Here is an 18,779-nt window from a genome sequence, read left to right on the forward strand (position 1 = left end):
AAAACTTTTAACCCTCTAAAAATTCTCCCATTTGACGAAATTTCAAATAACGTTGTTCAAGTAAAATTTGAGAAGGAATTCGTCTAAGGATATGTAACTGTTCAACTAAAAATTGTTTGACATTTTGGTAAGTTATGTGAGGATCATGATGCGCTCCACCAAGGGGTTCTTTAATAATACTATCAATGATTTTAAGATTCAAAAGATCTTCAGCATTCAATTTGAGGGCTGAGGCGGCTTCGACGTTTTTAGAGGCATCCTTCCAAAGAATTGACGCACATCCTTCTGGAGAAATAACGGAATAATAGGCATGTTCTAACATTCCAATGACGTCTCCTATTCCCATTCCAAGTGCTCCTCCCGAACATCCTTCCCCGATGATTGTAATAATGATTGGAGTATTAATACGCATCATTTCACGAAGATTTCGAGCAATCGCCCATCCTTGGCCACGTTCTTCTGCTTCAAGACCTGGATATGCCCCTGGTGTATCTAAAAGAGAAATAATAGGTAATTGAAATTTCTCAGCCATTTGCATTAAACGTAAAGCTTTACGAAAGCCCTCAGGATTTAACATTCCAAAATTTCGATAAACTCGACTCTCAGTATCAAAACCTTTTTCTTGTCCAATAACAACGCACTTGATCCCTCCAATTTTGGCCAAACCTCCGACAATCGCATGATCTTCTCTATAACTGCGATCACCAGCCAGTTCTACAAAACTTTCTGAAAGGTGGCGAATAAAATCGACAGCGTGCGGTCGAGAGGGATGGCGACAAATCATAATTCTTTGCCAAGGGGTCAATTCGGAATAGACATGTTGCTTGAGACTATCTAATTTCTGCTCTAATTTTTGAATTTCAACGTCAAAAATTGGATTGTCTTGACTCTGTTTTTTGAGGTGCTCAATCGTTTTGATATACTCATGAATTTGCTTTTCATGGGGTAAAATATCCAACGGAGTACTCCTTCCTTTAAAGTTTCTATCTATTTAATTTTTAATAAATTAGGATTTAATCCAGTATTCCTGGTAAGGTCGCCTCAGAAAAATCTCTAACAATTTCAATTGTTGTTGGCTTAGTCACAATAATTGAAAATAACTCTTCCATATCAGGAGTCGTTAAACGGATGCATCCGTCACTCTGATATTTCCCTACACTATCAATTTGATCCACTGCTAATCCAGATTGATATTCCCAGGGTGTGCCATGAATACCGAATCCTTTAGCAGGAGCAGTTGTATGACCAATTTCTTGCTCGAAAGGAATCCACCTAGTTCCAAAAACAGTAATCATTTCCGTTTTCTTTCCTTGATAAATGCCCATGGATTTCGGTTTATAAGTCGCAATGCGGTCTCCTAAAGAATATTTTCCTAGAGGTGTTAATAAGCCCGAACTACTAGAAGAATCCAATCTTCCTAATCCCACCGGATACGTCTTGATTAAAACAGGTTTTTTTTCATCATCAGCTAAATAATAAAACCACATTTTACAACGAGAGGTATCAACGATGAGGTAAAATTGAATATTTTTATCTTTGCGAAGAACGTTAAAACGCTCTCCTTCTGCCAAATCTTGTTTTAAATAATCAGGTTTACCATTAAGACTTCGAGCAATAAAATGCCTTGAGGTTTCAAAATGAGCAGCATAATCAGATAACCAAGCAGGGCGACCTTTTTGCCAATTGACGCGACTTTTATACGTAATTGTTTCTACGATGGGTAACTTTGAATCTTTAACGAACAATTCTTCAATTCGATTAGCTTCAGGAAGCTCGAACGTTGATAATGAAAAATCGGAAGAACGTGATTGCTGAGCAACTGCCAAAGCAGGGGCAATTACTTGTATATTTTGGTCTAAATCAATTTCAAGAGGAATTTGTTTTAATGGTCTTGTAGATACCGGAGTAGAGGAACTCTTAAAAATTGCAGCTATTCCAATCGCTCCAAAAAGAATAATACAGAGAAAGGCAAGCAATTTGGGTAATGACATGTATTTAACCTTTTTTCGTCAAATGTAGGCTTAAGAACCTATATTTCTCATTCATGTTATGAAGTTAAAATCTTTTTGCCAAAAAAGATAAAACCTCTAAGCAAATAAAAAACTTGAGTATTTATTATCTCTATTATTATTCTTTAACACAATAATAAAACAAAGTGGGTAAATTTAGATTGTACTGCTGGCACTGTGGAACAAAATTACCTGAGTTTTTCCGAGGTAAACTATCTTTTAGAGAAACATGCGATAAGTGTGGTTCCGCTTTACATTGTTGCCAAAATTGTAAGTATTATCAACCAGGTCGCTCTAACAATTGTGCCATACCTAAAACAGAATTCGTTTCAGATCGACAACTCAATAATTTTTGTGATGAATTTGCTATTCAAAATCTCCTACCTACTTCATCGCCTAATCAGCCATCTAAAAACAAGTTTGAGGATCTCTTTAATCCCTGAGATTTTCTTTTGAAAATTCAATTTGCCAATGATAGTTTTTTTGATCTGAGTGAAGAATGTAAGCAATCAAAAAATTAGCTCCCCAAAAATCATGTTTCCCTGCTAAAGGAATGACTTGTACCGTTCCTCCAAAAGAAGGAATATTCAGATTCAGAGAGGCTGCTTTACTTTCTAAAGAAATCTGTTGTGCATTTCCCTCATAACGATCAAGTGTCCCTGGTAAAAGTGTTTTTACTCCTTTGATCCGACATTTTTCAGCTTTTGCAAAAAAGCTAAATGCTGTTCCTTCCCAACCATCTAAACCTAAAAAAGTGGTTTTTAAATTTAATCGATCTTGCACCAATTCTTGTGTAACCTCAAGCCAGATTCCTCTAAATAATCCTATTTGAAAGGGGGAAGAAGAAGGTTGGTCGACAAGTCTGGTACAACCTTTTAAACTGAATCCTTGTTTTTTTAATTCAATAATAGATTTACGAAGACCATGATCAGACAAATGATTTCCTTCGATTCCAAAACCTAAACATTCACTTAAAGGTAAATATTGAGGGCCAAAATTAACGATTTCTACATCTTTTAATTTGATGCAGCCGAGACCAGTACGCCCTCCATGCAAAGTACAAACTGTGCATCCATTTGAGGAACGATACCCAACAAGAGATGTCGAAGGATCATAGATATGTTCTGGAAGGGTAAAAAAAGTAGTTTTCTCCGGCAATCTTTTGAAAAAACTTTCGATCAAAATCCATAATGGATGAATTTTTTTCGAGTAATTTCTGTTTTTTAATTGCTTAGATAAAGCTTCTAGAGCGCTTATAAATTCATTTTCTTCCGTAATAGCGGCTAGGCAATGAAAAAAAAGGTAATAAAGCAATAAATTTTCTTCCGGATCCCCATTCTGCTCTCTAACAAAAAGTGCTGTAAGAGGTTTATAATTTGCATCTAAAGTATTTAGTTGCCATTTGCCTAAACGAATAAGAGACTTTTTAAGATCCTCTCTTTTTGTCAGATAAACTAAGATACTAAGATAAATACCAAATTCTAGATGATGAGGAATATAAGGAAATGCTTGCCAAGAAGAATACTCTTGCAAGTCAATCAAAGCTGCCCCACTTTCAAGCAGGCTAATGCCGACCTCAGGCACAGACATTTTGGTTAGGGCATGATTGAGAGCAACCAAAATTCTAAAATACTGGGAATCTTGATTCCAGGGTTTCTGCTCAAATAAACGGACTTTTGCCGCCAATTCTTTCCCTGAATTGGAAATACAATAGTTAAGAAGAGTGAGTGTGAGTAAATATTTCCAATTTTCTACTGTTTTTTCTGCCGACATTAAGGTCTCATGCCAAGCGCATGTATCAATAAGGTTTTTCAAACAAATAGATTGGTTACTCAGGTATTTATGAATAGCTAATTCCAATTCAGAAAGATTTTCTAAATCTTCAACCCTTGCTTCATAATGAGATTGAAGAGGAAGCTTGTCAATCATGAGTGCCGTACCCCTTAAATCCTGTGAACAAGACGGGAATGATTCAAATTTCATGTGATCTGGTTAATTAAGCGAATCATGATTCATGTAAACCATGATACATTAGCTATGCATAATTTTAACTTGTTTAAATAAAATTGTGTTATTGAAACTCAAAATTTCAATTACTCAATTTTTAAACAAATCCTGTTAATGGAGTTTAATCAAGAATATCTACTAGGAATTAATTTCTGCCAGATAACCTTCTTCCATTTCAACTACTTGCCGCATTTTTTTTCCAGGAGTAAACTTAACAGCTTGGCGAGCAGGAATGACAATAGGCACTGCAGCATTTTTTGGATTACGGCCGATTTTTTGCTTTCTTTCGACAACTTCAAATACCCCAAATTCTCGAAATTCTAATCGCTCTCCTTGTGATAAGCAATCTGTGATTTTATCGAGAAAAGCTTGAATCACATGACGAACATCATTAGGATGAATCCCTTTGTCCTGGGATATTGAATTAATCAATTTCTTTTTTGTCATTGTGCTCTTCTTTGTACTGGTTGCCATAAGGCCACACTCCTTCATTTTTTTCACTGTTTGCTTAACTTAAGTTTCTTGATATTTTCTTATCCTTTTGATTTTCAATCAAGTTCTTTTTGCCTTTATTCTCAGCAAAGTATAGGAAAATATCTATATTAGAAACTCATTGAAATATAAAATTTACACTTAATACTTTATCATCATTATTGAACGAGTTATTTTTTTATCATTCAACGTTGACGACTTCTTTAAATTATTCTTAAACAAAAAAATTGCTTTTTTATTCTTCCATAAGCCGAATGATCATTTTATTTTTTTTACCCGCAGCTAATAATATTAATCGACTAGAAATCAAACATTCAACGCTAATAATATGATTCTCATCTTCAATTTTTTTATTATTGATGTATACACCACCATTTCGCAATAAACGTCTTGCTTCGCTTTTGCTCGTTTGTAACTTTGTTTCTACAAGTAAATCAATTAGTTTTTTATTTAAAACATTTTCTAATTTCATTTCACAACTCGGCATATCAGCTGCAAGTTTTTCCAATATATCAGCATTTAAGCTAGTTTGAGAACCTGGTGCAACACCTTCTGTGACTTTAATTGCTATTTTAAGTCCTTCTTCTCCATGTACTAGACGTGTAATTTCCTCGGCCAATCTTTTTTGAGCTGTTCGCGGAACATAATCTGCTTCTTTCATCATTTGCTCATAATGGCGAATTTCTCCCATATCTAAGAAAGTCAACATACGCATTAAATTAATGACGTCCGCATCCTCTACTCGAATCAAATGTTGATAAAATTCATAAGAAGATAATTTATCTGGAGATAACCAAACAGCTCCTTTTTCCGATTTACCAAATTTCTGTCCATCACTTTTAGTCAGAAGAGAAAATGTAATTCCATAAGCTGGTTTGGCATGCACTTTACGAATTAAATCTGTTCCTGCAGTAATATTTCCCCATTGATCGCTTCCTCCTAACTCGACAGTCACGCCATAATTTTCGAATAAATATAAAAAGTCATAACCTTGCAAAATCTGATAACAAAATTCTGTAAAACTCATTCCTTCTTCAGAATTTAATCGTGTCTTTACACTGTCTTTAGCAAGCATAGGACTCAATCGAAATAATTTACCTACATCACGCAAAAAAGAAATAAAAGTAAAATTTTTAAACCAATCAAGATTATTCAAAATGATTGCCGGGACAGTTGGGTGATTAAAATCTAAGATAGCTTCTAGATTTTTACTTATACCTTTTAGATTATGTTGAATCTTTTTTTCATCTAATAGTTGTCTCTCAGCGTTTTTTCCTGATGGATCGCCAATCATTCCAGTTGCTCCTCCCACAATAGCTACTGGAGTATGACCAAACCTTTGAAACCAAGCAAGACCCATGATAGCAACCAAATTTCCTAAATGTAAGCTATCGGCAGTCGGATCAAATCCACAATAAACTTTAATAGGCTGGTTTGTTAGCTGACGAATTTCTTCACTTGTCACAGCATCTATAAACCCGCGCTCTCGTAAAACATCAATTACATTTGTCATATTTAAATCCTTGCCTAAGTGTCGAAAGTGCCATATCTAAAGTTCAATAATTAAGGGTTAACGCTTATTTTTCCTGTCTATGACTAAGTTTTGTATCCCTCTGTTTATTATCTCAATGCGCTTTAGTCAAATTGGTTTCGACATTTTTCTAGATATGTCCTTTTCTGTCAATGCTTTGATATCGAAATTCTCACTCCTTTTTTCATCAAAGTTATTTTTCATTAAAAATATCGCTTTGAAAAACTCTCTTGATGATTATAAAAAATGCCATATGATAGACTTGATAAATGAATAAAGACTTTTTAATTTGAATTAAAAACTTTATTTATTTGATTTTTTTTTTAAATCCTCTATTCTCCGAACTAAGTCCTATTTTGAGCATTTTAATCAAATCTACAATGAAAACTTAAATACTTGGACTAATAGGAGTTTACATATCTTTAAAAAAATAAAACGTTTCAACTGACGTTAAAGACTTACATTTGTTATTAAATTTGTATATAAACACCGTAAGGAGGATTTTAAAATGAAAAAACATTTATTTGCTTTGACTGCTCTTTCTTTAGCTTTAACAGCCTGTGAAAATACACATCAAACTAATGCTGACAATACTGCTCGTAATGCTCGTGATCGTAATGGTCATACTTTAACACCTATAGACCAATCTGAAACCGAAGCAGATCGCGCTATCACACAAAAAATCCGCCAAGCTTTAGTTGAAGAAGAAACCCTATCTACAAACGGGAAAAATGTTAAAATTATCACAATTAATGGTGTTGTTACTTTACGTGGGCCCGTCAATAGTGAAGATGAAAAAAATCAAATTAGTAGAAAAGCTAAGTCTATTAATGGCGTAAAGAATGTGGATAATCAACTTGAAGTTATACGCGAAATACCTGTTAAAGCTGAAAATCGCTAATAAATTTTTATCCAAAGATTGATTTTTTAAGTTAAATCTTTGTATAAAGAATTTGTGTTTTAATGATTTTCAACATCTAGCCTGGTTATCAAACAAGCTAGATGTTGAATAATTTTGTTAAAGGGTTCTATTTTAATTCATCTTTCCTATTAGTGTGATGAGAGAAAAATTTTAAATTATTTGAATACTTTTCAAGTCATTAATCTCTTCCTCTTCTCATAGGTTATAAGATGAGAATTCCAACAAAAGGAGAATTTATGACTAATCAAGCAATTTACGGAATTTTGTCTACACGTGCTCAGGCAGAGAAAGCGATTAAAGAAATTGTCGATGCCGGAGTTAGTAAAGCAGACATTTCATTTCTTTCTCCTCAAAATGAAAATTTCCATGAATTCGATAATCTTTCTGGCGTCCGCAATTGGAGAACAGAAGAACGTCTACCAAATTCTTCAGAACAAACAGCTTCTGAGAAAACAAAAGAGACGACACCAGGTAGCTTAGGTCACGAAAAAAATACTAAAGCACCAGAAGGAGCAACAACTGGAGCTACTGCTGGTGGTATTGCGGGTGGTATCCTTGGACTTTTAGCTGGAATTGGGGCCTTAGCAATTCCGGGAGCTGGACCATTCATCGCAGCAGGACCTATCATGGCCGCTTTAAGTGGGCTTGGTGCTGGAGGAACAATTGGTGGAATTATTGGCGCTTTAGTTGGTGGCGGTATTCCTGAATATGAAGCTAAACGTTATGAAAACCGTTTAAAATCTGGTGGAATTTTGCTAGCGATTCGTGCAAATTCCGATGATTTAGTTAAACGTGTTAAAGAAATCATGAAGCACAACGGTGCTGAAGATATCACAGCTTCTTCAGAAGCTTCTTCTACATAACAGTAGATAGGACAGTTGTTGCTGAATATTTTCAGCAACAACTGGAAATCAGAAAACTCATATTTAAAAAGGGTTAAATACGTCTAAAAATAGACAAGGCGTTTTTAATTCTTCTTCTAAATATTTGGCTAATGCCTGCGGACCTACGCGTTCGGTCGCAGAATGTCCTAATGCATAAAAATTAATTTTTTCTTCAAATGCCTGATGCCAAGTAGGTTCATCAAAACTTCCCGTGATGAAAGCATCCACCTGATCTCGACCTGCGTCCAAAATAGTTTTATGAGCTCCCCCCGACACTAAAGCTAAAGTTTGAATAAGCTCTGGCCCTCCCAAAGCACAGTTAGCAGAATGTTGATAATACCTTTCCAGGTTTGCTTTAACAATCTCTCGTTTTGTCGGTTTAATTTTCCCTTTGACGCCAATTGGAATTCCATTCATAAAGGCGAAGGGTTCTAACTTTTCCCATCCCAAGTCATGAGCTGCCTTCCAATTATTGCCTAATATAAGATGCTTATCCAAGGGCAAATGGTATGCGAAAAGAGAAACCCCGGATTTCAGTAAAGTAAAAAGCTTTTCCCTTTTAGTTCCTTCGATCACATAACTATCTCTTTGCCAAAAAATTCCATGGTGAACAATAAGTGCGTCCACATTTCTTTCTATGGCCATTTGAATTGTATTTAAACTTGCTGAGACAGCTGTTGCTAAAATTTTTATTTCGCTTTTTCCCTCCACTTGTAAACCATTCGGACAATAATCTATCAAACCTTCTTCCGGAAAAATTTGGGTCAATAACCCTTTCAAATTTCTTAGTTTTATCATCACAAGTTTTCCTGTTAGAGATGCGGCGTTACTATAAGTTTTGAGTCTGCTTCTGCGCGATTAGTTCCCATTTAGCTTAGACAAAAGGATAAAAAAAACTGCAGTGAAGTTAATATAATAACCACTAAATTTTTATACATCCAAATCAAAAAAAATGCTGACCCTAAAAACTTTTCCTAATATAAAGCTTTAACATATGATGAATCGCATAAACCATCATTCTAAATTTACTTTTACACAACTTTTTCGCCAATTTTATAAATTTCTCAAATTAAACGATGGATAGACCTCGTAAAAAAAAGATTTTTAAATGAATAGAAAGAAAATAAAAAAGCTCATTTATTTTACTCTATGTTGGTTAAGCTTAATAAACAGCGTAAACAGCGATATTATTTCTTTAGAACAAAAAAAATCTTCTTATCGCTTTCCTAAAAAAAATCCAAAGCCTCCCGGAGATACTCCTTTATCACATGACGACTTCGTGAGATTATTTTTATCTCCGTTTTTTATACCTCCTCATCATCTTACAGCCGTTTTTTTGAAATCATTTGAAAAACAATTGATGGAGGGAATATGTCAACTTGATTTATTGACTACTTACAGATTTGAAATCTTAAAAGATCATTATTTACGTACTATTGTTAAACATCCAGCAATCCCTGGTTACATCTTTAAAATTGCTTGCCAAGAACATATTCCTCATGAAACGCATTACAATGAATGGACAATGCGTATCACTGGATCACAAACGATTGAGGCTAGTATCAAAGCGTTTAGTTTTGAAGATATATTTAGCGTACCAAAAAAATGGCTTTATCCTTTACCAAAGTCAAACTCTTTGAATGAAGCCCGGTACATTTTAATTGCTGAAGATATGTATCCACTATCTGACAAAGAAAATGTTAAACAATGGAAACAAATGGATGCTTCTACACTCGATAAAATTTTTAAAAGGGTTTGTCATGTAAAATTATGGGATACCCATTTTCAAAATTTAGTTTTTACTGAAACAGGAAAATTAGCTTTTGTAGATACCAAACATTGGGAACATACAAACCTTTGTTTGCAAGTAATGAGTGGTTATGGAATAGAATTTATCCTGCTTTAAATACAGAGATGCAGGCCTATTGATTGTCCCTTTGGGGCATAAATTTCTCTGATTAATAAGCTTATTTTTTGACAAGGGATTTTATATGACACAAACAAACGATTCTCCATCCATTAAAGCAAAAAAGGCAGCTGCTCTTAAAGCTGTAGAATTTGTTCAAGATCAAATGATTATTGGTTTAGGAACAGGTTCCACAATAGCTTACTTCATTGAAGCTTTGGGTAAGCGCTGTCAAGCAGGCCTAAAAATAACTGCAATTGCCTCTTCAGAACGATCCATGCGGCAAGCTCGGTTGGTTGGCATTCCTATTGTCGATTCAGACACTATTTTAGAATTAGATTTAACAATCGATGGAGCGGACGAAATAGATCCTTTCAAACAGATGATTAAAGGAGGAGGAGGTGCTCTATTACGAGAAAAACTCATTGCCTCAGCAAGTAAAGAAATGATCGTTGTTATCGATGAGACTAAACTTGTGAATAAGTTAGGAAAATTTCCCGTAGCTACTGAGATTTCAACATTTACATTTCGTCATATAGTAAAAAAACTTAAGGATCACGGTTATTGCGGATCATTACGAGTTAATCAAGATCAGAGCTTGTATCGTACAGATAATGGAAATTATATTTTTGACATTTGTTTTCCTGAACCTATTGACAATCCTATTCTTGAACATAATCGGCTTAAAAGTTTTGCCGGGGTTTTAGAAACTGGGCTTTTTTTTAATTTAGCAGGGCGTGTTATCATTGGATACCAAAATGGAATGACTAAAATTGTTGCATGACTTATAAAAAAATGCTTATTGATTAAAATAATAGATTTTTTCTTCAAAAAATTAGGATAGTATAAAGAAATCTCATTAAATATGATTAATTAGACTAATCAGACAAAAAGGCTTATATGCAATCTGAACTCATTCAACTTAACTTTGATAAAATCATGCAAACGCGATCTTATACAGTTGTTATTTTAGGAACTGCCGAAAAACGATTTGCCGTTTATACGGACCCTCAAATTGGTAAAACCCTACAAATGTTTTTGACTGAAGCAGAAAGACCAAGGCCTCTAACACATGATTTAATAGATAAAATTTTTAACGGTTTAGACATTTCAGTTAAACAAGTAGTTATCAATGACGTTCAAGATACAATTTACTTCGCAAGGCTTTTTTTGGAACAAAATATTGGAGAAATGAAACATATTCTAGAAATCGATGCTCGTCCTAGTGATTGCTTAACTTTAGCTTTGATGAATAATGCACCTGTCTATTGTACAAAAGAAGTGTTAGAAAAAACAATTGCAGTTGAAGAATAACTTTAACAAAGATTTTTGCAAAGCTAAGCAAAAACCTTTGTTTTTAAAAACGATTAATATTTAATATAAAAATTATTGTTAGCAAGTTCAATAATAGATTCTACAGCTTCTTGAGCATCCACCCCTTCTGCTTCAATCCCAATTTTAGCTCCTTTTGAAGCAGCTAACATTAAAACGCCAAGTAATGATTTTGCATTAACAGCAAGCTTTTGATATTTTAAGAAAACTTGAGATCTAAAACTATTTGCACACTTTACAAGTTCTGTTGAAGGCCTTGTATGAAGTCCTCGATCGTTACTAACAATAAATTTTCCCTTAACAACAGACTTTTCAGTTGTTTTCAACATATTTACCTCCTCTCAACACTTTACTTTTTTGCTTTTGCTTAATCAGTTAATGGGAAAAATTAAAATTTATATTTTTTTTATTCGCTGAATTAAAGAAGAAACAGACCAGTAAAGCTTATTATTATTCAACTTAAGAAACTAATTATCAAAAATTTGAATTTGTTAAAAACAGATTCTCAAACCATTTAATTATGTATAATCCAAATTATCTAATGAAATTCACTTGAAAACTAACGAATTTCTTAAAAAAAACCAAGTTTTTATTAATGATCTTTAAAACTTATTCATCAATCATCTTTTTTTTGAAATTTTAGCTTTTATTTTCATCAAAATATTCCCTTTAAACTAAAAAACTAATACTATCACCAGTTTTAAAAAACTTTATCGAAAATAAAGTATTATTGATATTTCTTGAAACAAAGGAAGCTAAATATGACTAAATCTCGTGAAGAAGTTTCATTAAGTGACCGTTGGAATGTAGAAGAACTTTATCTTTCTCATGAAGCTTGGGAACAAGCTTTTCAAACATTTTCTAATGCTGGAAGCCAGCAAACATCACTTTGCCCTGCTATCCAAGCTTTACAAGGTTCACTTCACCGAGGCCCTGAATATGTTAAAAACACTCTAGATTTAATGATGGGCATGGATCGAGAGCTTTCTAAACTTTACACATATGCTCATTTACGTCATGACGAGGATATTGCGAATCCAATATTTAAAAAATCTTATGAGCAAATTCTGACTATTGCTCACAAGTTTTCTCAAGAAATTTCATGGTTTCAACCTGAATTGCTTGCTCTATCTAATGAACAATTAGAAGAATATTTAAACTCTCCTGCTTTAGTCGCTTATAAATTTCATTTAGAAAAAATTATCCGCACCAAAAAGCATACATTATCGTTCGAAAATGAAAAATTACTAGCTTTTGCCGGTCAGGCCTTGCAAACATCTTATAAAGCGTTTAATGCAATTAGTGATGCAGATTTTAAATTTGCTCCTATCAAAGATGATAAAGGAAGCGAACATGCCCTGTCTCATGCTACTTATAGTCTATATATTCGAGACCAAGATCGTTTTTTGAGAGAAAAAGCCTTTAACCAGTATCATCATCAGTATTTAGCTTATGAAAATACTCTTTGTGAACTCCTTTCGGGTCAAGTGCAAAACCATCTTTTTCAAGCACGTTCTAGACATTATACTTCCTGCTTAGAATCAGCCTTATTCCCTAAAAATATACCCACATCTGTTTACCATGCTTTAATTGAGGCTGTAACAGAAAAAATCTCGGTTTTACATCGGTATATGGGCTTGCGCAAAAGAATCTTGAAATTAGACCAACTCCATCTTTACGATATTTACGTCCCTCTAACTAGTGCCGTGGATATTCGTTTATCTTATAAAGAGGCAGAAGATATTGTCATTGAATCTGTCGCTCCTCTCGGCTCCGAATATCAATCTTTATTGGCGAAAGGATTAAAAGAAGAGCGTTGGGTAGATCGCTACGAAAACCGAAATAAGCGTTCGGGTGCTTATTCTAGTGGATGTTTTGACAGTATGCCTTATATTCTTATGAATTATAAGAATCTTTTAAGAGATGTATTTACATTGGCTCATGAAGCTGGCCATAGCATGCACAGCCTTTATAGTCGCCGCACACAACCCTATCAATATAGCGACTATCCTATTTTCTTAGCAGAAGTCGCTTCAACTTTTAATGAAGATCTTTTGAGTCGTTTACTTATTAATCGCTGTCAAGATCCTATTGAGAAAATTTTCTTAGTCAATCAGAAAATTGAGGATATTCGAGCCACTTTATTTAGACAAACAATGTTTGCTGAATTTGAACTTTTAATCCATGAACAAGTAGAACAAGATATTCCTCTCACACCTCAACTTCTTAAGCAAGAATATCGTAAACTCAATCATAAATATTTTGGCCCCGACGTTGTAATTGATGAAGCCATCGATATTGAATGGGCTCGTATTCCTCATTTTTATTATAATTTTTATGTATTTCAGTATGCAACTGGGATTAGTGCAGCTCTTGCCATAGCAGACAAAGTTGTTAATGGTCAACAACAAGATCGTGAAAACTATCTGAACTTTCTAAAAGGTGGCTGCAGCCAATACCCTATCGAAATGTTAAAGATGGCAGGTATTGACATGGAATCTCCCCTTCCAGTCAAATCTACTATTCAAAAATTTGATCAACTTTTGAATGAACTTGAAACTTTATTGACAGACGTCAAAGTCTAACCTACCTAATTGCTGACAGAGAAATGGGTTTCTTGTCGGCATGTTAACTTTAGTTAGAAAACAAAAAATTAGCAATTAAGTTGATTCACTGCTAATTCACTTGCTAAAAAAAACTTAGCCGGTTATATTGACTACCTCAATCACCATTAGATAGTTAGTGCGGAATCTAACATTAACTTTTAACTTAATAAATATAGGAGATCCCTATGACACAAACTCAAACAGTCTCTCAAATCACGAAACTAAAACCTTTAGGAAATCGCGTTCTTGTTCGCCGCTTAGCCGCCGAAGAGAAGTTAAAAGGAGGAATCATTCTCCCCGATACTGCAAAAAAGAAACAAGAACAGGCAGAAGTCATAGCAATTGGAACAGGTAAAAAAGATAAAAACGGTACCTTAGTTCCCATGCCTGTCAAAATCGGTGATGTGATCCTTATGGAAAAATATTCGGGTCAAGAAATAACTCTAAATGATGAGGAGTTAGTGATTCTTCGTGCCGATGATATCATTGCCATTGTAGAAAAATAATTAATTATTCACATTCACAGGAGATTTCAAATGGCCGCTAAAATTATTAAATTTAAAGAAGATGCTAGACAAAAAATTTTAAAAGGCGTCCGTACTTTAGCTGACGCTGTTAAAGTTACCCTTGGTCCTAAAGGACGTAATGTCGTTATTGACAAATCTTATGGAACTCCCCATATCACAAAAGACGGAGTCACTGTTGCTAAAGAAATCGAACTGGAAGATAAGTTCGAAAATATGGGCGCACAAATGGTTAAAGAAGTTGCTAGTAAAACAGCTGATAAAGCTGGCGATGGAACTACGACTGCCACAGTATTAGCTGAAGCAATCTACTCTGAAGGACTTAGAAATGTAGCAGCAGGTGCTAATCCCCTTGATCTAAAACGTGGAATGGAAAAAGCTGTTAAAGTTATTGTTCAAGAACTCAAAAAAAGAAGCAAAACAGTTGATGATCGCAATGAAATCGCACAAGTAGCCACTATTTCTGCTAATAACGATGCTGAAATCGGAGAAATGATAGCTCAAGCGATTGAAAAAGTTGGCCGTGATGGAACAATCACTGTTGAAGAAGGCAAAGGATTTGAAACTGAACTTGATGTCGTCAAAGGAATGAAATTTGATCGAGGTTATTTATCCGCTTATTTCATGACAAATTCGGAATCTCAAGAATGTATCCTAGAAGATGCCTATGTCTTAATTTATGAGAAAAAAATCAGTGCGATTAAAGAAATTATTCCGCTTCTACAAGCCGTTGTGGAAACAGGCCGCCCTCTTCTTATTATCGCTGAAGATGTTGAAGGAGAAGCTCTTGCAACGCTTGTTGTCAACCGCCTACGTGCAGGTTTAAAAGTTTGTGCTGTTAAAGCACCCGGCTTTGGTGATCGTCGTAAAGCCATGTTACAAGATATTGCCATTCTTACTGGTGGAGAACTCATCAGTGAAGAAATCGGTTTAAAATTGGAAACAACAACAATCGAACAATTAGGTCGTGTTAAAAAAGCCGTTTTAACAAAAGATGAAACCACCCTTGTTGAAGGGGCTGGAACAAAAGCGGCTATTCTTGATCGCGCTTCACAAATCAAACGTCAAATTGAAGAAAGCACTTCGGACTATGATAAAGAGAAACTTCAAGAACGACTTGCTAAGCTTGTCGGTGGAGTTGCTGTGATTCATGTCGGAGCTGCTACAGAAATCGAAATGAAAGAAAAGAAAGACCGTGTAGATGATGCACAAAGGGCTACCGCTGCAGCCGTAGAAGAAGGGATTCTTCCTGGCGGTGGAACAGCCTTTGTTCGTTGCATTCCAGCTGTTAATAGTTTAGCTGACAGTTTAGAAGGCGATGAAAAAACAGGTGCTAAAATCATGGCGCGCTCGTTAAGTGCTCCCCTTCGTCAAATTGCTGAAAATGCAGGACAAGAAGGTGCCATCATTTTGCAAGCTGTAGAAAAAATGAAAGAAAAAGAAGGATATAACGCATTAACAGGCGAATATGTAGACATGATCACAGCCGGTATCTTAGATCCTACTAAAGTTGTTCGCTGCGCGTTAGAGAACGCTGTTTCTGTTGCTGCTATGTTATTAACAACAGAGGCTATTGTTGCAGACATCCCAGAAGAGAAACCGGCTCCTGCGGCACCTGTCGGCATGGATTATTAATCCATTCTTGCTTTTCTTAAGAGTAAAGGGAAGAACATCTTGTTCTTCCCTTTTTTATTTTGATCGGATTTTAAAATCTCTCAAAATATCCTTAAATTATTTTAAGTATAAAATTAAAAAAATCTTGTCTTTAAATGACGATTTTTCTAAGATAAGCACTTCTTAAATATTCCGGATTAGCTCAGCGGTAGAGCAGTGGACTGTTAATCCATTGGTCGCTAGTTCGAATCTAGCATCCGGAGACATATTGGTTGATGTGATGCTGCCATGAGTAGTGAAAACGGCTCACGCAGTGTCACAGGCAAACTTTTCTCTCTTAATTTCAAGTTCGAAAAGACAAAATTCAAAAGCTCTCGTTTTTCATCCAAGTTCGAACTCATGAAGATTTCCTTAGCTCTCCTTGCCAAGTCGGTCACGACTTTGATCGTAATCAAGCAAGTTTCATCTGCTTCCACGTGTGCTTCCATTTTCTGAACAATTTCTCGCTGACGCTTCTTATATTCCTGTAGCTTTTGCTGATAAATCGCTGCATCAATTTGCCATCTAGATGCTCATCAATCAGGCGAGAAAGTCGCTTTTGTACTTGATCGAGCTCTTTTCGAAGGCTAGACTGCGCTTGGTTAAAAAATTCCTGCTCGTGTTCAAAAACTTTACGCAAATGCTCAAGAATTTCCTTTACTACATCGTCAGGAAGTTGAATGCGATCAAAGTAATCTAGCAAGGGCGCAAGCAAAACTTCTTCTCTAATCCACTTCTTTCTACAGATTCTTTTTGCATTATTGCAGCTATAATAAACATACTTTCCCTTCTTAATATCTCCTATGATGAGCAACCACATTCATCGCAAGTAATCAACCCTCTAAATAAGAGTGGTTTACCTGCATAATGCACAGGCGCTTTATCATGTCCTGCCTTTACTGCTTGGACCTGATCAAATAAAGACTGGCTAATTAAAGGTAGATAGTTATGAGGATAAAGCTGCCCTTTTACTCGCATTTCGCCATAATAAAAAGGATTATTTAAAATAAAATCAATTTGATTGGCTCTGATAGGCTTGCCAAGTTCATTTACATAATCCCATGTTAGCAATTTCATCTTCTATTTTCTTAAGTGAATAAAGGCCAGAAGCATAAAGCTCAAACATCTTAATGACATAATGAGCTGTTAATACATCTACTTCAATTGTCTTTTTGCCAGTTGGCAGAGTGACATTTTTATAGCCTATGGGAGCTTTACATATCCATTCACCATTGCGCACACTTTGCTCCTTGCTCCGCTTAACGTTATCGCTAAGCTGCCGCACATAGCTTGAAGCAAAGAGAACACCAATATCCCATTGCAAAAGTTGAGCACTATTGGATTCTTGATTGATCACCAATCCTTCTCTTAAAAATGAAGTTCAAGCTTTCCTTGTCTTCGCAATTCATCTAAAATAGGCGTCTCACGAAAGCTTCTTTGTAGGCGGTCAACCGTATCTGTAATCAGAGCTACTTTTGTGCGATGCTTGCGGACCAACTTGATAATTTCATCAAATTGCTTTCTTGTATCTTTAGACGAGGATTCTGTGATTTGAAAAACTTTTTCTATTTCAATTTTGCGCCTTTCTACATATTCCGTAAGACGTCTGACTTGTGCTGGAATAGATTGGCCTTTCTCTTGGTCTTTACTTGATACTCTAGCTAAAATGATCGCTTTCATTTTGATAAATAACCTATCGGTAAAGAAGTCTTGCTCTAAAAAAAGTTCTATGCTAAAATTTTATTTTACTAAATTTCAACAATTTAATAATCATGATTAATTTTCATACTATAAAACAAAGTATTATCGAAATGGAGTATGGCTGGAAAAAGCCTCAGTCCTTAATTATCCTAGTTCCAGGCCTATCTTTGATTTTTCAAAAAATTCAAGTTTCGTATCTTATTAGTACTTTAAAAGCTAGTTATCAAAGACCAGATCAATTTTCAGCTCTTCTAAATAGTCGCGAATATACAAAACTCGATACTATTTATAAATGGCATGCTCTTGGAAGCCTGATTCAGACCATCTCTTCATTAGCACTAACCAATTTGAATCCTGTATTTTTATTACCAGCTGCTTTTTCAATCTATGAGATGTATGCCTCAAGTAAAGGGATTACGCACGAAGTTATAGAGCTCGATGGTCAGCTGCACATTGTAAGATGATTTATTTAATTTAAGTTACAATTATAGCTTCTAAGTTTTTCGTAAAATCTTTTATCATTTTGCGAAATGATTGTTTCTCTATAGCACTTCTATTTGAATAGAGACCGTGCTTCGAATTGGCCTTTCCTGATAATGTCTTACCTCGTTCTGTTTTAGGTCCCCTAGCTTTACCCCCATGCATGCGACATCGGCCGTTAGCCATAGCTAAGTTACGACAAGCTTGATGACTTCTAGTGCGACACTTAGCTTGGCAGCGAGGAGATTTCCACATAATTTCCCAAGCCTATATCACAAACCTTTTCATCTCCTTGAAAATAAGTCGATAATAATTTCTGTATCGAAGTAAATTTTTCGATAGATATCCCTTCAACTAGCCAATAAACATGATATTTATTAGGGCTGGATTGAATGATAAAATGGGGTTCAAGCGGTGAATTGAGAATAGGCTCTAACGGATCTCCATCCAAATCAACAAAAACAGCTCTGACTTTAATGATATGAGAGGCACTTCGCCCTTTACCATCTGTGGCATTGACTGTGAAAAAAATGCCAGCTCCTTGACTGTTTAGATGAATTAATTCAGAACTTCGATCCTGTAGATTACCATGCAAAACCCGCGTTAGATAGGGTCGTTTAAGAGTTTTGCTATCGTCAAAGGTTTGAAAGGTGTAAATGCCTTCCTCATCAAATGCGTTTAAAAATTGTAAAGCAATGGCTAATTGCGGTTCCTTACTCATTTGTTATTTCT

At 35.1% G+C, this 18,779-nt stretch carries 22 protein-coding genes and 1 tRNA gene; 10 read left to right on the plus strand and 13 right to left on the minus strand.

The window, feature by feature from the left end; genetic code table 11:
• Window positions 1–7: 7 nt before the first annotated feature.
• The 5 genes from BU804_RS01040 to tyrS all read right to left on the minus strand — a co-directional run bounded on the left by BU804_RS01040 (window position 8) and on the right by tyrS (window position 6,021).
• Window positions 8–958 carry an acetyl-CoA carboxylase carboxyltransferase subunit alpha gene (locus tag BU804_RS01040; protein WP_011175714.1) on the minus strand — a complete coding sequence of 317 codons (951 nt, stop codon included), beginning with the start codon at window positions 956–958 and terminating at the stop codon, window positions 8–10.
• 55 nt (window positions 959–1,013) lie between these two features.
• Complete coding sequence (locus BU804_RS01045) at window positions 1,014–1,991, minus strand: L,D-transpeptidase (RefSeq protein ID WP_075882630.1); 978 nt, start codon at window positions 1,989–1,991, stop codon at window positions 1,014–1,016.
• Window positions 1,992–2,441: 450 nt separating this feature from the next.
• Window positions 2,442–3,938: a hypothetical protein gene (locus BU804_RS01050; protein ID WP_075882631.1), complete on the minus strand. Its 1,497-nt coding sequence runs from the start codon at window positions 3,936–3,938 to the stop codon at window positions 2,442–2,444.
• A gap of 216 nt (window positions 3,939–4,154) precedes the next feature.
• Window positions 4,155–4,490 carry an HU family DNA-binding protein gene (locus BU804_RS01055; protein WP_075882632.1) on the minus strand — a complete coding sequence of 112 codons (336 nt, stop codon included), beginning with the start codon at window positions 4,488–4,490 and terminating at the stop codon, window positions 4,155–4,157.
• Window positions 4,491–4,743: 253 nt separating this feature from the next.
• Entirely contained in the window at window positions 4,744–6,021 is a 1,278-nt protein-coding gene (gene tyrS / locus BU804_RS01060; RefSeq protein WP_075882633.1) for a tyrosine--tRNA ligase, read from the minus strand.
• A gap of 526 nt (window positions 6,022–6,547) precedes the next feature.
• Between tyrS and BU804_RS01065 the strand changes: the two genes are divergently transcribed.
• Complete coding sequence (locus BU804_RS01065; protein ID WP_075882634.1) at window positions 6,548–6,940, plus strand: BON domain-containing protein; 393 nt, start codon at window positions 6,548–6,550, stop codon at window positions 6,938–6,940.
• 230 nt (window positions 6,941–7,170) lie between these two features.
• Window positions 7,171–7,824: a DUF3341 domain-containing protein gene (locus BU804_RS01070; protein ID WP_226996084.1), complete on the plus strand. Its 654-nt coding sequence runs from the start codon at window positions 7,171–7,173 to the stop codon at window positions 7,822–7,824.
• Window positions 7,825–7,887: 63 nt separating this feature from the next.
• Here the strand turns inward: BU804_RS01070 and BU804_RS01075 are convergent, their stop codons facing one another.
• Complete coding sequence (locus BU804_RS01075; protein WP_226996085.1) at window positions 7,888–8,643, minus strand: Nif3-like dinuclear metal center hexameric protein; 756 nt, start codon at window positions 8,641–8,643, stop codon at window positions 7,888–7,890.
• Between the two features lie 310 nt (window positions 8,644–8,953).
• On the opposite strand from BU804_RS01075, the gene BU804_RS01080 reads away from it, so the two are divergent.
• The 3 genes from BU804_RS01080 (at window position 8,954) to BU804_RS01090 (ending at window position 11,065) form a co-directional block, all read left to right on the plus strand.
• Window positions 8,954–9,751 (plus strand): hypothetical protein, encoded by a 798-nt coding sequence (locus tag BU804_RS01080; RefSeq protein WP_075882635.1) that lies wholly within the window; start codon window positions 8,954–8,956, stop codon window positions 9,749–9,751.
• Between the two features lie 85 nt (window positions 9,752–9,836).
• Window positions 9,837–10,535 carry a ribose 5-phosphate isomerase A gene (rpiA, locus tag BU804_RS01085; RefSeq protein WP_075882636.1) on the plus strand — a complete coding sequence of 233 codons (699 nt, stop codon included), beginning with the start codon at window positions 9,837–9,839 and terminating at the stop codon, window positions 10,533–10,535.
• 116 nt (window positions 10,536–10,651) lie between these two features.
• Complete coding sequence (locus BU804_RS01090; RefSeq protein WP_042279288.1) at window positions 10,652–11,065, plus strand: bifunctional nuclease family protein; 414 nt, start codon at window positions 10,652–10,654, stop codon at window positions 11,063–11,065.
• Window positions 11,066–11,118: 53 nt separating this feature from the next.
• On the opposite strand, the gene BU804_RS01095 is transcribed toward BU804_RS01090, so the two are convergent.
• The gene (locus BU804_RS01095) at window positions 11,119–11,412 is read right to left on the minus strand and encodes an HPr family phosphocarrier protein (protein ID WP_011175727.1); all 294 of its coding nucleotides are present in this window, start codon (window positions 11,410–11,412) and stop codon (window positions 11,119–11,121) included.
• 432 nt (window positions 11,413–11,844) lie between these two features.
• Here BU804_RS01095 and pepF point away from each other — a divergent pair, with 432 nt between their 5' ends.
• From pepF to BU804_RS01115, 4 genes are all read left to right on the plus strand, one after another.
• The gene (pepF, locus tag BU804_RS01100) at window positions 11,845–13,668 is read left to right on the plus strand and encodes an oligoendopeptidase F (RefSeq protein WP_075882637.1); all 1,824 of its coding nucleotides are present in this window, start codon (window positions 11,845–11,847) and stop codon (window positions 13,666–13,668) included.
• Between the two features lie 206 nt (window positions 13,669–13,874).
• The gene (locus tag BU804_RS01105; protein WP_011175729.1) at window positions 13,875–14,195 is read left to right on the plus strand and encodes a co-chaperone GroES; all 321 of its coding nucleotides are present in this window, start codon (window positions 13,875–13,877) and stop codon (window positions 14,193–14,195) included.
• Window positions 14,196–14,225: 30 nt separating this feature from the next.
• On the plus strand, window positions 14,226–15,848 hold the full coding sequence (gene groL, locus BU804_RS01110) for a chaperonin GroEL (protein WP_075882638.1): 1,623 nt from the start codon (window positions 14,226–14,228) through the stop codon (window positions 15,846–15,848).
• Between the two features lie 170 nt (window positions 15,849–16,018).
• A tRNA-Asn gene (locus BU804_RS01115) sits at window positions 16,019–16,090 on the plus strand.
• Window positions 16,091–16,278: 188 nt separating this feature from the next.
• Here BU804_RS01115 and BU804_RS01120 read toward each other — a convergent pair.
• The 4 genes from BU804_RS01120 to BU804_RS01135 all read right to left on the minus strand — a co-directional run bounded on the left by BU804_RS01120 (window position 16,279) and on the right by BU804_RS01135 (window position 17,546).
• Window positions 16,279–16,581 (minus strand): hypothetical protein, encoded by a 303-nt coding sequence (locus BU804_RS01120; protein WP_143298905.1) that lies wholly within the window; start codon window positions 16,579–16,581, stop codon window positions 16,279–16,281.
• Between the two features lie 86 nt (window positions 16,582–16,667).
• A complete protein-coding gene (locus BU804_RS01125; RefSeq protein WP_075882640.1) occupies window positions 16,668–16,943 on the minus strand; it encodes a recombinase family protein in 276 nt (91 codons plus the stop codon).
• A complete protein-coding gene (locus BU804_RS01130) occupies window positions 16,912–17,223 on the minus strand; it encodes a hypothetical protein (protein ID WP_075882641.1) in 312 nt (103 codons plus the stop codon). The genes BU804_RS01125 and BU804_RS01130 overlap by 32 nt, the downstream gene beginning before the upstream one ends.
• 11 nt (window positions 17,224–17,234) lie before the next feature.
• Complete coding sequence (locus BU804_RS01135; RefSeq protein ID WP_075882642.1) at window positions 17,235–17,546, minus strand: recombinase family protein; 312 nt, start codon at window positions 17,544–17,546, stop codon at window positions 17,235–17,237.
• A gap of 92 nt (window positions 17,547–17,638) precedes the next feature.
• On the opposite strand from BU804_RS01135, the gene BU804_RS01140 reads away from it, so the two are divergent.
• Window positions 17,639–18,031: a hypothetical protein gene (locus BU804_RS01140; RefSeq protein WP_143298906.1), complete on the plus strand. Its 393-nt coding sequence runs from the start codon at window positions 17,639–17,641 to the stop codon at window positions 18,029–18,031.
• A 10-nt stretch (window positions 18,032–18,041) separates the two neighbouring features.
• Here the strand turns inward: BU804_RS01140 and BU804_RS01145 are convergent, their stop codons facing one another.
• Window positions 18,042–18,302 carry an HGGxSTG domain-containing protein gene (locus BU804_RS01145; protein ID WP_075882644.1) on the minus strand — a complete coding sequence of 87 codons (261 nt, stop codon included), beginning with the start codon at window positions 18,300–18,302 and terminating at the stop codon, window positions 18,042–18,044.
• Window positions 18,274–18,768 (minus strand): DNA-primase RepB domain-containing protein, encoded by a 495-nt coding sequence (locus tag BU804_RS01150; protein WP_075882645.1) that lies wholly within the window; start codon window positions 18,766–18,768, stop codon window positions 18,274–18,276. Before BU804_RS01150 ends, BU804_RS01145 begins: the two co-directional genes overlap by 29 nt.
• Between the last annotated feature and the right edge of the window lie 11 nt (window positions 18,769–18,779).

It is taken from the genome of Candidatus Protochlamydia sp. W-9 (assembly GCF_001950615.1).
In the GTDB taxonomy this organism is placed as follows: domain Bacteria; phylum Chlamydiota; class Chlamydiia; order Chlamydiales; family Parachlamydiaceae; genus Protochlamydia; species Protochlamydia amoebophila.

Bases quoted from the DNA above. Each gene is read 5' to 3' on its own strand.
- pepF (WP_075882637.1), top strand. From the start codon at position 11,845: ATGACTAAATCTCGTGAAGAAGTTTCATTAAGTGACCGTTGGAATGTA.
- BU804_RS01095 (WP_011175727.1), bottom strand. From the start codon at position 11,412: ATGTTGAAAACAACTGAAAAGTCTGTTGTTAAGGGAAAATTTATTGTT.
- groL (WP_075882638.1), top strand. From the start codon at position 14,226: ATGGCCGCTAAAATTATTAAATTTAAAGAAGATGCTAGACAAAAAATT.
- rpiA (WP_075882636.1), top strand. From the start codon at position 9,837: ATGACACAAACAAACGATTCTCCATCCATTAAAGCAAAAAAGGCAGCT.
- BU804_RS01135 (WP_075882642.1), bottom strand. From the start codon at position 17,546: ATGAAAGCGATCATTTTAGCTAGAGTATCAAGTAAAGACCAAGAGAAA.
- BU804_RS01140 (WP_143298906.1), top strand. From the start codon at position 17,639: ATGATTAATTTTCATACTATAAAACAAAGTATTATCGAAATGGAGTAT.
- BU804_RS01125 (WP_075882640.1), bottom strand. From the start codon at position 16,943: ATGAAATTGCTAACATGGGATTATGTAAATGAACTTGGCAAGCCTATC.
- BU804_RS01145 (WP_075882644.1), bottom strand. From the start codon at position 18,302: ATGTGGAAATCTCCTCGCTGCCAAGCTAAGTGTCGCACTAGAAGTCAT.
- BU804_RS01055 (WP_075882632.1), bottom strand. From the start codon at position 4,490: ATGGCAACCAGTACAAAGAAGAGCACAATGACAAAAAAGAAATTGATT.
- tyrS (WP_075882633.1), bottom strand. From the start codon at position 6,021: ATGACAAATGTAATTGATGTTTTACGAGAGCGCGGGTTTATAGATGCT.
- BU804_RS01070 (WP_226996084.1), top strand. From the start codon at position 7,171: ATGAGAATTCCAACAAAAGGAGAATTTATGACTAATCAAGCAATTTAC.
- BU804_RS01090 (WP_042279288.1), top strand. From the start codon at position 10,652: ATGCAATCTGAACTCATTCAACTTAACTTTGATAAAATCATGCAAACG.
- BU804_RS01150 (WP_075882645.1), bottom strand. From the start codon at position 18,768: ATGAGTAAGGAACCGCAATTAGCCATTGCTTTACAATTTTTAAACGCA.
- BU804_RS01050 (WP_075882631.1), bottom strand. From the start codon at position 3,938: ATGATTGACAAGCTTCCTCTTCAATCTCATTATGAAGCAAGGGTTGAA.
- BU804_RS01075 (WP_226996085.1), bottom strand. From the start codon at position 8,643: ATGATAAAACTAAGAAATTTGAAAGGGTTATTGACCCAAATTTTTCCG.
- BU804_RS01065 (WP_075882634.1), top strand. From the start codon at position 6,548: ATGAAAAAACATTTATTTGCTTTGACTGCTCTTTCTTTAGCTTTAACA.
- BU804_RS01105 (WP_011175729.1), top strand. From the start codon at position 13,875: ATGACACAAACTCAAACAGTCTCTCAAATCACGAAACTAAAACCTTTA.
- BU804_RS01080 (WP_075882635.1), top strand. From the start codon at position 8,954: ATGAATAGAAAGAAAATAAAAAAGCTCATTTATTTTACTCTATGTTGG.
- BU804_RS01045 (WP_075882630.1), bottom strand. From the start codon at position 1,991: ATGTCATTACCCAAATTGCTTGCCTTTCTCTGTATTATTCTTTTTGGA.